The sequence below is a fragment of the Streptomyces sp. Edi4 genome (assembly GCF_040253615.1).
Taxonomy (GTDB): domain Bacteria; phylum Actinomycetota; class Actinomycetes; order Streptomycetales; family Streptomycetaceae; genus Streptomyces.
Map to the genome: position 1 here is coordinate 6,264,994 of NZ_JBEJGY010000004.1, position 11,939 is coordinate 6,276,932.

The following is an 11,939-nucleotide window of genomic DNA, read 5'->3' on the forward strand; positions in this document are numbered from 1 at the left end:
GCCCCGCGCCGCTCGCTTTCAGTTTCTAGAGGAGCTCTGCCATGTACCCGTTGTCGTTCGCACAGCGGCGGTTGTGGTTCGCCTTCCAGGTGGAGGGCCCCAGTCCGACGTACAACATTCCGATCGCTCTGCGTCTGTCCGGCGAGCTGGACCATGGCGCTCTGGAGGCGGCGCTGGTCGATGTGGTGGGGCGGCATGAGGTGCTGCGTACGCGGTTTGTGGAGGAGTCGGGTGAGCCGTTCCAGGTGGTGCTGGACGGTGAACAGGCGCGTCCTGTGGTCGAGTTGGTTGAGGTGGGGGAGTCGGGCCGGTTGGAGTCGGCGTTGGCGGAGGCGGCGGCGTTCGGGTTCGATCTGGCTGGTGGGGTTCCGCTGCGGTTCACTCTTTTCCGGGTGTCCGAGCGTGAACACGTCCTGTTGATTCTGTTGCACCACATTGCCGGTGACGGCTGGTCGATGGGTCCGCTGTCGAGGGATCTGTCCGCTGCTTATACGGCTCGTGCGGGTGGCCTGGCGCCTGGCTGGGAAGCGCTGCCGGTGCAGTACGCCGATTATGCGCTGTGGCAGCGTGACGTACTGGGCGAGGAGAACGACCCGGACAGCCTGATCGCCGAACAACTGGCTTTCTGGCAGAAGGAGTTGGCGAGTTCTCCGGAGTTGTTGGAGCTTCCGCTGGATCGTCCCCGGCCTGCCGTCGCCAGCCACCGTGGCGCCGTCGCGCGATTTGAGCTCAATTCTGAACTCCATGCGCGGATCGTGGAGTTGGCGCGTGCCAGTGATGCCACGGTGTTCATGGTGCTGCACGCCGGCCTTGCTGCGCTGCTGTCACGGTTGGGTGCGGGTACGGATATTCCGATCGGGACCGCGGTGGCGGGGCGTTCGGATGAGGCGTTGGACGATCTGGTCGGGTTCTTCATCAACACGCTGGTGCTGCGTACGGATGTGTCGGGTGACCCGACCTTCCGCGAGCTGCTCTCCCGGGTGCGGGAGGCCGACCTGGACGCCTACGCCCACCAGGACATCCCCTTCGAGCGAGTCGTCCACGCGGCGGGAGTGACTCATACCCTCTCGCACACCCCCTTCTTCCAGGTCTCCCTCAACCTTGAAAAGAGCGCGGGGGACGCTCCGGCCATGCCGGGGCTGCGAGTGGAGTCCCAGCCGGTGGGACTGGACGCCGCCAAGTCCGAGTTGGTCTTCGGTCTCACCGAGCGGTACTCGGCGGCCGGTGAACCGGCAGGCTTCGCCGGGCAACTCACCTACGCCACGGACTTGTTCGAGGCCGCGAGTGCCGAGGCGCTGGCCCAGCGGCTGGTCCGGATGATGCGGGCCGTCGTAGCGGAGCCCGACCAGGCGGTGGGCAGTGCGGAGATCCTCGGTGACGAGGAACGGCGCGAACTGCTCGACGGCCGCAATGCCACGGAGCAGCAGGTTCCGGCGTTGACGATGCCGGAGCTGTTCGAGGCCCATGTCGCCCGTGCCCCGGAAGCGGAGGCCGTGGTCTTTGAGGGCGCGGTCCTCTCCTACGGCGAACTGGACCGACGGGCCAACCGGTTGGCCCGCCACCTCATCTCCCAGGGCGTGGGGCCGGAGCGGCTGGTGGCCCTGGCCGTGCCGCGCTCGACCGAGCTGGTCGTCGCCGCTATCGCCGTCCACAAGGCAGGCGGGGCGTACCTGCCGATCGATCCGGACTACCCGGCCGACCGCATCGGCTACATGCTCACCGACGCCGCCCCGGCCTGCGTCCTCACCACGTCAGGTGTGGAGCTGCCCGCCACCGCGTGCCCGAAGGTGCTGCTGGACGACCACGACGCCACCCGGGACCTCGCGGACGGGCCGATCAGCGACGAGGAGCGGCTCGCTCCGCTGGATCTGCGCCACCCCGCGTACGTCATCTACACCTCGGGATCCACTGGGCGCCCCAAGGGCGTGATCGTCACCCACAGCGGTATCGCCTCGCTCTCCGCGGCACACGGCGCGCACCTCGACGTGACGGACCGGTCGCGGGTTCTGCAGTTCGCCGCGCTCAGCTTCGACGCCGCCGCCTGGGAGCTGATCATGGCTCTCACCCATGGCGCCGCCCTCGTCCTCGCACCGTCGGCACGCCTTGCCGCGGACGGGGGGCTGACCGCCTTGCTCTGCGAGCAGCGCGTCACTCACGCAACTCTTCCCCCGGCCGTGCTCGGTGTGCTGCCTCCCGGCTCGCTCCCGCGGGACATGACGCTGATCGTGGCGGGCGAGGCCTGCCCGCCCGAGCAGGTCGGCCGCTGGTCGGCGGGCCGACGCATGGTCAATGCCTACGGTCCGACCGAGGCCACCGTCTGCTCGACCGTCAGCCGGCCCCTGACCGGCGCCGTTGTGCCGCCGATGGGCACACCCATCAGCAACGCCAAGGTCTATCTGCTGGACGAGCGACTGCGCCCGGCGCCGCCAGGCGTGGCGGGCGAGCTCTACAGCACGGGCCCTGGCCTGGCCCGCGGGTACCTGGGCCGCCCGGAGCTGACCGCCGAGCGCTTCGTGGCCAACCCCTACGGGCCGCCCGGCAGCCGCCTCTACCGCACCGGCGACCTCGGCCGGTACACCTCGCACGGCACACTCGAATTCCTCGGCCGCACCGACAACCAGGTCAAGGTCCGCGGCTTCCGCATCGAGCTCGGCGAGCTCGAAACGGCGCTCGCAGACCTCCCCGGGGTCACCGGAGCGCTGGCGATGGTCCGCCAGGATGGGCCGCGAGAACGGCAGTTGGTCGCGTATGTCACCGCCGCCGGGTCCGCGATCAACCCTGCCGACCTCCGCACGCGCCTTGCCGAGGGGCTGCCCGACTACATGGTTCCGGCCGCCGTCGTGGTCCTCGACCGCTGGCCGATGACTCCCAACGGCAAGATCGACCGCAAGGCGCTTCCCGCTCCCGTCTTCACCGGGTCCATCGCCGGCGGACGCGCCCCCCGCACCCCGCGGGAGGAGACCCTGGCCGGGATCTACGCCGGCATCCTCGGCCTCGACACCGTCACCATCGACGACAACTTCTTCGAACTGGGTGGTGACAGCATCAGCTCGATGCGGGTGGTGTCCCAGGCCCGCGAGGCCGGGCTTTCGCTGACGGTGCAGCAGATCTTCCTGCACCGGACGGTCGCGGAGCTGGCCGATGTGGCCGCCGAGCTGCCCGGTTCCGGCTGGGCCACCGCGGACGACGGCGTGGGGGCCTTCCCGCTGACGCCGATCATGCACTGGCTGCACGAGCTGGACGGCCCGGTGTCGGGCTTCAACCAGTCGGTGACGGTGCGGGTTCCGGCCGGGGCGGCCCCGGACCGGCTGACTGCCGCGGTGCAGAGCTGGCTGGACCACCACGACATGCTGCGGCTGCGCATGACAACCGCCGAGGACGGGTCCTGGCAGCCGGTCGTAGCGGAGCGCGGGGCGGTGGCCGCCACCGCGGTGCTGCACCGGGTGGACATCGCCGCCCTGCCGTCGCGGGAGCGGGACGCGGTCATGGCCGACGAGGGGGAGCGGGCACGGCTGCGACTCTCCCCGGAGAACGGCTCGGTGATCCAACTGGTCTGGTACGACGCCGGGCCCGAGGTTTTGGGGCTGTTGCACATCGTGGCGCACCACCTGGCCGTGGACGGGGTGTCCTGGCACATCCTGGTACCGGATCTGCGCGTGGCCTGGGAGGCGGCGTCCGCCGGGCGCGATCCGAAGTTCACGCCGGTGGCCACCTCCTTCAGGTCGTGGGCACAGCGGCTCGCCGAGGCGGCGCGGGAGCCCGCGTGGGAGGCCGGGCTGGACGTATGGACGCGGGCGGCAGCCGGCGCCCCGGACGGCACGTCGAGTGTTGAAGCTCCTTGGGGCGCGCGGGAGTTGGACCGCCGCCGGGACACCGCCGCGACGGTGCGGAACCTGGAGCTGAGTCTTCCTCCCGAGCGCACGCAGCCGCTGCTGACGTCCGTTCCCGCGGCGTTCCACGCCAACGTGGGCGAAGTGCTGCTGAGCGCGTTCGCCCTGGCGGTGCGCGAGTGGCGACGACGCCGCGGCGAGGCTGCCGACGGCGTGCTCGTCGACCTGGAGGGACACGGCCGCGAGGACATCCTGCCGGGAGCCGAACTGTCCGGCACAGCGGGCTGGTTCACCAGCCTCTACCCGGTACGGCTGAAACCGGCCGCCGCGGACTGGGCCGAGGTGCGGGCCGGCGGTCCAGCGGTCGGCGAGTCCCTCAAGCTGATCAAGGAGCAGCTGCGGGCGCTTCCCGGCAACGGCGTGGGCTACGGCATGCTGCGTTACCTCAACCCGCGCCTGGGCCCCGTACTGTCCGCGCTTCCGGCTCCGCAGCTGGCGTTCAACTATCTCGGGCGGTTCGAGGTGATGGACACGGCGGCCGGTGGGGGCCGGCCGTGGACGATGGCCGGCGGCCTGCCCTCGCCCGTACCGCAGGACAGCGGGATGCCGCTGGCGCACCCTCTCGCGGTCAACGCACTCACCCAGGACCTGGCCGATGGCCCCCGGCTGAGCGTCACGTGGTCCTGGGCGGGCGGGATCCTGCCCGAGGAGGACGTCCGGGACCTCGCCGACCTGTGGTTCACCGCCCTTGACGCCCTGACCGCCCACGCCCAGGAGGCCGGCACCGGTGGCCACAGCCCTTCCGACCTTGCCCTCGGTCTCTCTCAGGCGGAGATCGACGAACTCGAAGCAGAACTGAGGATGCTCTGATGAACCGGGCCGCGCTCGAAGACGTTCTGCCGCTGACCCCGCTCCAGGAGGGGATGTTCTTCCACTCCCTCTACGACGATGACGCGGTCGACGTCTACAACACCCAGATGGTCCTCGATCTGGAGGGACCGCTGCGGACGGAGACCCTCAGGACGGCCGTCGAGGTGCTCATCCGCCGCCACCCCAACCTGCGCGCCGGATTTCGGCAGCGACAGAACGGCCAGGCGATGCAGGTGATCCACCGCGACGTGCCGCTGCCGTGGGAGGAGGTCGACCTCTCGGCGGGCGACGTCGCGGACACCCAGGCGCGCCAGGAGGAGCTGCTCGCCGCTGACCGGACACGGCGCTTCTCGCTCGACCGGCCGCCACTGATGCGCTTCACCCTCATACGGCTGGGCGCCGAGCGGCACCGGCTGGTGATGACCAGCCACCACATGCTGCTGGACGGCTGGTCGGTCCCCGTGCTGGTCCGCGAGCTGTTCACGCTGTACGAGGGCGGGGGTGACGACTCGGCGCTGTCCCGGCCGGTGCCGCACCGCAGCTACTTCGGCTGGCTGGCGCAGCAGGACGACGCGCGGTCGGAGGCGGCCTGGCGGGAAGCCCTGGACGGACTGGCAGGGCCGACGCTGGCGTTCTCCGCCGACCCGTCGCGGGTGCCGGGCATGCCCGCGCGCGTGAAGACCTCGCTGCCCGCCGATTTCGCCGCCGATCTGGACGCGCTGGTGCGCGACCGCGGTCTGACGGCCAACCACCTCGTCCAGATGGCGTGGTCCTTGGTGCTGGCCCGGCTCACCGACCGGGACGACATGGTCTTCGGCACGCTGGTCTCCGGCCGCCCGCCGGAGATCCCCGGCATCACCACGATGATCGGGATGTTCATCAACGCCATCCCGGTACGGGTGCGGCTGGATCGCACCGAGTCGGTGCTCAAGAACCTCGACCGGCTGCGCAGGGAACAGGCGGCGCTGCTGCCGCACCACCACCTGGGGCTGGGCCGGCTGCAACGGATGGCCGGACACGGCGACCTCTTCGACACCTTCGTGGTGTTCGAGAACTACCCGGACGACGACGCGGCCCGCCCGTCCTACGCCGGGGTCCGGGTAACGGTGGCCGGCGGTCACGACGCCGCGCACTACCCGCTGCGCGTCGTCGCGGGGCTGGCCGGGCGACGGTTGCAGATCGACCTGGAGTACCAGCCGGACCTGCTTGACGAGGACGAGGCGGAGGCGGTGCTGACCGCGCTCACCCAGGTGCTGAAGGCGGTCGTGGCCGCTCCGGACGGCAGCGCCGGAGGCGTGGAGTTCGCTCTGCCGTCGGCGTTCCGCCGGGACACCGCGCCGGCCGGGGACGGCGCAGGGGCACACGCCCAGGGCGACGGCCCGGCCCACCGGGGCCCGAGGGCCCCGCAGACGCCGACCGAGGAGATCCTCTGTGGGCTGTTCGAGAAGGTGCTGGGGCGGCCCTGCCGCTCGGTGGACGAGAGCTTCTTCGACCTGGGCGGTCAGTCGCTCACCGCGATCCGACTGCTGAGCCAGGTCCGTGCCGCCTTCGGGGCCGAGCTGCCGGTGCGTGCGGTCTTCGAGGCGCCGACGGTGGCCGGCCTCGCCGTGCAGCTGGCACACGCGGACACGGCCCGGCCGCCGCTGGCGGCGGTGGAACGCCCCGAGCGGGTGCCGATGTCCTACGCCCAGCGCGGCCTGTGGTTCGCCTTCCGGCTCAACGGGCCCGGGGCGACGTACAACAACCCGCTGCCGCTGCGGCTCTCCGGAGACCTGGACCGCGCCGCGCTGGCTGCCGCGCTCACGGACGTCGTGGAGCGGCACGAGGTGCTGCGCACCCGCTTCGCCGAGTTCGCCGGCCAGCCGTGCCAGATCATCCTGGACGTCCAAGAGGCGGACGTACGGCTGGAGTTCGTCGAGCTCGCGGGCGAGCAGGACCTGCCGGGGGCACTGGCAGGGGCGAGGGGTTACGCCTTCGACCTGGCCACCGAGGTTCCTCTGCGGGCCACGCTCTTCCAGGTGTCCGAGCGTGAGCACGTGCTCTGCCTGCTCACCCATCACATCGTCAGCGACGGCTGGTCGATGGCTCCGTTGGCCCGCGACCTGTCCACCGCGTACCGGTCCCGCACGGCGGGCCGGGCCCCGCAGTGGCAGCCGCTGCCCGTGCAGTACGCGGACTACGCGCTGTGGCAGCAGGAGCTGCTGGGCGCCGAGTCGTCCCCCGGCAGTGTCGCGGCACGCCAAGTGGAGTACTGGACCAATGAGTTGGCGGGAGTCGCGGAGCTGCTTCAGCTGCCTCTGGACCGCCCGCGGCCGGCGGTGGCCGATCAGCGCGGGGCCGGTGTGCGCTTCGCTCTGGACGCCGCGCTGCACGCGCGGATCGCCGAGCTGGCCAAGCAGTCCGATGTCACGGTGTTCATGGTCGTCCAGGCGGCGCTGGCCGCATTGCTCTCGCGCCTGGGCGCGGGCAGCGACATCCCGATCGGCGCCGTGCTGGCGGGGCGCACCGACGAGGCGCTGGACCACCTCATCGGGTTCTTCGTCAACACCCTGGTGCTGCGTACGGACGTGTCGGGGGACCCGACCTTCCGCGAATTGCTCGCCCGGGTGCGGGAGACGGACCTCGGCGCCTACGCCAACCAGGACCTGCCGTTCGAGCGGATCGTGGAAGCCGTCAACCCCGGCCGCTCCCTCTCGCACGCCCCGCTCACCCAGGTCACCCTGGTCTTCCAGAACAACGAGCGCGGTTCGATGGACCTGCCCGGGCTGCGGGTCTCCGCCGAGGGCGAGGCGGTCGGCAACGCGCGGGTGGACCTTGCCTTCAACATGGGCGAGAGCCACACCGAGGAAGGCGCCCCGGCCGGCATCGACGGACTGGTGGAGTACGCCGCCGAACTGTTCGAGCCGGACACCGTGCGGCGGCTGACCGAGCGGCTGACCAGGCTGCTGGAGAGCGCGACCGCCGATCCCGGCACCGCGGTCTCCGTACTGGAGATCCTCTCGGCACAAGAGCGCCGGACGCTGCTGCAGAGCGGGTCCGACGCAGCTGCCGTGGGGCGGGCGGGCACCTTCCCCGAGCTGTTCGAGGCGCAGGTGCGGCGTACTCCGCAGCGGCCCGCGGTGGCGTGCGCGGACACCACCGTGACCTACGCCGAGCTCAACGAGCGGGCCAACCGCCTGGCCCGGCAGCTGGTCGCCCGGGGCGTCGGACCCGAGATGTACGTGGCAGTGGCGCTGCCCCGCTCGGCGCTGATGCTGGAGGGCATGCTCGCCGTCATGAAGGCCGGTGCGGGGTACCTGCCGCTCGACCCGGCCTACCCGGCCGAGCGGCTGTCCGCGATGCTGGCGGACAGCGCGCCGGTGCTGCTGCTGACCACCGAGGAACTGGCGGACCGGCTGCCACGCGCCGAGGGCCTCGACACGCTGCTGGTCGACGGGGCGGCCACCGCCGCCGACCGGGCCGCGCTGCCCGGGACGGACCTGAGCGACACCGACCGCACCACCCCGCTGCGGGTCATCAACCCGGCCTATGTCGTCTTCACGTCGGGCTCCACCGGCCGCCCCAAGGGCGTCCTGGTCAGCCATGCCGGAATCGGCGCGCTGGCCGCCAACCAGTCGGCCCACTACGGGGTGGTACCCGAGAGCCGGGTGCTGCAGTGTGCCTCGCCCAGTTTCGACGTGTCGATCGCGGAGTTCTGCCTGGCCCTGCTGTCCGGCGCGTGCCTGGTCGTACCCGCGCATACCCCGGTCGGGCCCGAGCTCGCCGCGTTCCTCGCTGAGCAGCGCGTCAGCCACCTGCTGATCGCCCCCTCGGCGCTCGCGGAGGTACCGCGGACCGAGCTGCCCGACTTCCGCACGATGATCACTGGCGGAGAGCCGCTCTCCCCGGAACTGGCCGAGTTCTGGGGCCGGGACCGGCTGTTGATCAACGCGTACGGGCCCACCGAGGCCACCTGCGACGTGAGCTTCACCCGGCGCCTGGTCCCCGACGCGGCCGCCGCTTCGGTCATCGGCCGGCCGATCGAAGGCAACAGGATGTACGTCCTGGACAAGGCGCTCCAGCCGGTACCGCCCGGCACCGAGGGCGAGTTGTACATTTCCGGCGGCGGTCTGGCGCGCGGCTACCTGGCCAATCCCGGCATGACCGCGGAGCGCTTCGTCGCCGACCCGTACGGCGGCCCGGGCGCCCGGATGTACCGCACCGGTGACCTGGCGGTGTGGAACGCCGACGGGCAGCTGCAGTTCCGGGGCCGCGCGGACACCCAGGTCAAGGTCCGCGGCTTCCGCGTGGAGTTGGGCGAGGTGGAGGCCGCGGTCGCGGACTGCGCGGGGGTGGAGCGGGCCGTAGTGATGGTCCGCGAGGACCGGCCGGGCGATCAGCGCCTGGTGGCGTACGTGAAACCCCACGCCCGGCAGGCCGAGTTGACGCCGCGCGCGCTGCGCTCCGAGGTCGCCGAACGGCTGCCCGCCTACATGGTACCGAGCGGCTTCGTCCTGGTGGACCAATGGCCGCTGACGCCCAACGGCAAGCTGGACCACCGGGCGCTTCCGGCGCCCGTACAGTTCGCCGCGGGTGAGTACCGGGCGCCGGGTTCACCGCAGGAGGACCTGGTCTGCCGCCTGTTCGCAGAGACGCTCGGCGTGGAGCGGGTTGGCGTGGACGACGGCTTCTTCGAGCTCGGCGGCCACTCCCTGCTCGCCACCCGGCTGGTCCACCGCATCGGACAGGCGCTCGGCCGCCCGCTGGAGCTGCGGGACATCTTCGCTGCGCCGACCCCGGCCCGGCTGTGCGAGCACCTCGACGGGGACAGGAGCAGAGCCTTCGACGTGATCCTGCCGCTGCGCACCTCCGGCAGCTCGGCCCCGCTGTTCTGCGTACACCCCATCGCAGGTCTCAGCTGGCGCTACTCGACGCTGCTGAGTGCGCTCAGCCCCGACCACCCGGTCTACGGGGTCCAGGCCAGGGGACTGGACGGGGTGGAGCCACTGCCCACGTCCATGACCGAACTGGCCGTGGACTACGCCCGGCAGATCCGTGCGGTGCAGCCCGATGGCCCGTACCACATCCTGGGCTGGTCGCTGGGCGGGATCATGGCGCAGGCCGTGGCCACCGCGCTGGAGGCGGACGGGCAGGAGATCGGGCTGCTGGCGGTGCTGGATACCTCCCCGCCCGAACCCGGCGGCCCGGGGACCGGGACACACGACGAGATCCTCACGCAAATGTACGAGGGATACGGCAAGATCTACGGCCTTCCGCAGGACGCGCCCACTGAGCCGACGCCGGACCAGATGCGCGCCCAGATCGTCGATTGGTACGGGGAGGGCAGCAGCGAGCTGCGTCACCTGAGCCGCGAGCACCGGGCCGCCGCGCTGGAGGTGAGCGTCAACAACGCCTGGCTGGCGACGGAGCGGCGGCCGGAAGTGCTGCGCTCGGACCTGCTGCTGGTACTGGCCACCCGTAAGCGCCTGGAGGCCGTGGTGCCCGAGGCGTGGAGGGAATTCGTGGCAGGCCGGACCGAGATCGTCGAGGTGGACTGCGAACACGCCCACATGATGGATCCAGGTCCGGCGGAGCAGATCGCGCGGCTTGTCGCGCCGCGCATGGGACGGGTTCGCGCAACCGGCGCGCGCCCGGCAGTGGCCGCCCCGACGCACTGAACCGCCCGAGCGAGCAGGTGCGTTAGGGGTGTTGGAGGGGGCAGGGCCAGTCCCCTCCCCTTCGGTGCGGCGCCTGCACGGTGCCGGTTCCGGCGCGGTACGGCGGCTCTATCATGATTTGTGTGACGAATTACCCGGACGGTGCACAGTGGCCAACGAGTCCGCAGGGGCCGGCGAGTTCGTCGCGTCCGCGAAAGCAGGGAGTGAAACAGCGATGGGTGTCCCCTGTACAGGCCTTGTGCGGGGAGCTCTTCGACTTCTCGCCGCGCCGGCTGCCGACCTTCAACCGGTCGCGAATCCGGGTGCTTCGTCAACTCCCGCTCCTTCTCGCGGGGGTGTTGACGCTCTACCTCGTCGGGCCAGGAACGGCCGTGGTCGCCGAACGGCTTCAGACACACTGGGCCCTTGCGGCGCTGCTCGCGTGCGTCCAGGCGGCGGCTGTGCCTCTGGCCCTGATCCGGCCGGTGGCCGCCTGGTGGCTGTCACTCGCGGCCATGGTGCCGTTCCCCCTGCTGCTGGCGGTGCGAGACGCCGCGCCCGCCGGCCTGACACCCTGGCCATGGACCGAGATGGGGTTCTTGGCGCATCTGACTGTCACGCTGCTCGTCGCCTGGCGGGTCAGTGCCCGGCTGTCCGTCGCGCAGTGGCTGTTGACGCTGCTCGTCGGCACGGCACTCGGGGCCGCGCTGAGCCCCGAGGGAGCGGGAAAGGGCCTGTTGGCCTTCGGAATGCTGTCTGGGTGCGGGCTGGTACTGCTGGCCGCCGTGCGCGGACGCAAGGAAGCGCAGCGGCAGTTGCGACGGCAGGAGGAACTCACCGAAATCGAGCGGTTCCGCAGGACCCTGCTGGAGGAACGGGCACGCATCGCGCGTGAACTGCACGATGTCGTCGCCCACCACATGTCCGTCGTCGCCGTACAGGCGGAAGCCGCCCCGTTTCTCGTCGAGGATCCGCCGGAGGCGATGCGCGAGAGCCTGGGCAGCATTCGTCGGAACGCGCTGGCGGCCCTGACTGAGATGCGCCACATTCTGGGCATGATGCGGTCCGGCGATGCCGGTGCGAGCAGCAAGGACGGCAGATATGCGCCGCAGCCGACCCTGGAGAATCTCGATGAACTCGTCGGCAATGTCCAGGCGGTCGGTCTGACCGTAAAGACAGAGATATCGGGTACTCCACGAGTCCTGCCCCATCATGTCGAACTCTCGGCTTTCCGCATTACTCAGGAAGCACTGAGCAATGTGCTGCGCCATGCACCGGGTGCGAAGGTCCAGATCGAGTTGACCTACGGCGAGCGGGATCTCGTAGTGCGGGTGGTCAACACCCCGGCCACCGTCCCCGCGCAGCGCCTGAGCGGCAGCGGGCACGGTGTCCTCGGTATGCGGGAGCGGGCCTCCATGCTCGGCGGCACGCTGCACGTGGGAGTCATGGAGGACGGCCGGTTCGAGGTACGGGCGCTGCTGCCCACCGGTGCGAGCGAGGACTCATGACCAGGACGCTGATGCTGACTCACACCCCGATAGCCCTGGGGTTTCGAACCGATACCTAGCCAATAATCTGCTGCCCTAGCGTCGCTACCGACCAT

Annotated in this window: 3 protein-coding genes; all 3 read left to right on the forward strand. The window is 70.9% G+C overall.

What is annotated here, in order from left to right; all coding sequences use genetic code 11:
• Positions 1–41: 41 nt before the first annotated feature.
• The 3 genes from ABR738_RS30385 (at position 42) to ABR738_RS30395 (ending at position 11,844) form a co-directional block, all read left to right on the forward strand.
• Positions 42–4,700 (forward strand): non-ribosomal peptide synthetase, encoded by a 4,659-nt coding sequence (locus ABR738_RS30385; RefSeq protein ID WP_350233133.1) that lies wholly within the window; start codon positions 42–44, stop codon positions 4,698–4,700.
• The gene (locus ABR738_RS30390; RefSeq protein WP_350233134.1) at positions 4,700–10,357 is read left to right on the forward strand and encodes a non-ribosomal peptide synthetase; all 5,658 of its coding nucleotides are present in this window, start codon (positions 4,700–4,702) and stop codon (positions 10,355–10,357) included. The genes ABR738_RS30385 and ABR738_RS30390 overlap by 1 nt, the downstream gene beginning before the upstream one ends.
• A 122-nt stretch (positions 10,358–10,479) precedes the next feature.
• A complete protein-coding gene (locus ABR738_RS30395) occupies positions 10,480–11,844 on the forward strand; it encodes an ATP-binding protein (RefSeq protein WP_350233135.1) in 1,365 nt (454 codons plus the stop codon).
• Positions 11,845–11,939: the final 95 nt, after the last annotated feature.

What these genes read in the sequence shown, in the direction of transcription:
- ABR738_RS30385 (WP_350233133.1), top strand. Translation starts at nt 42, where the DNA reads ATGTACCCGTTGTCGTTCGCACAGCGGCGGTTGTGGTTCGCCTTCCAG.
- ABR738_RS30390 (WP_350233134.1), top strand. Translation starts at nt 4,700, where the DNA reads ATGAACCGGGCCGCGCTCGAAGACGTTCTGCCGCTGACCCCGCTCCAG.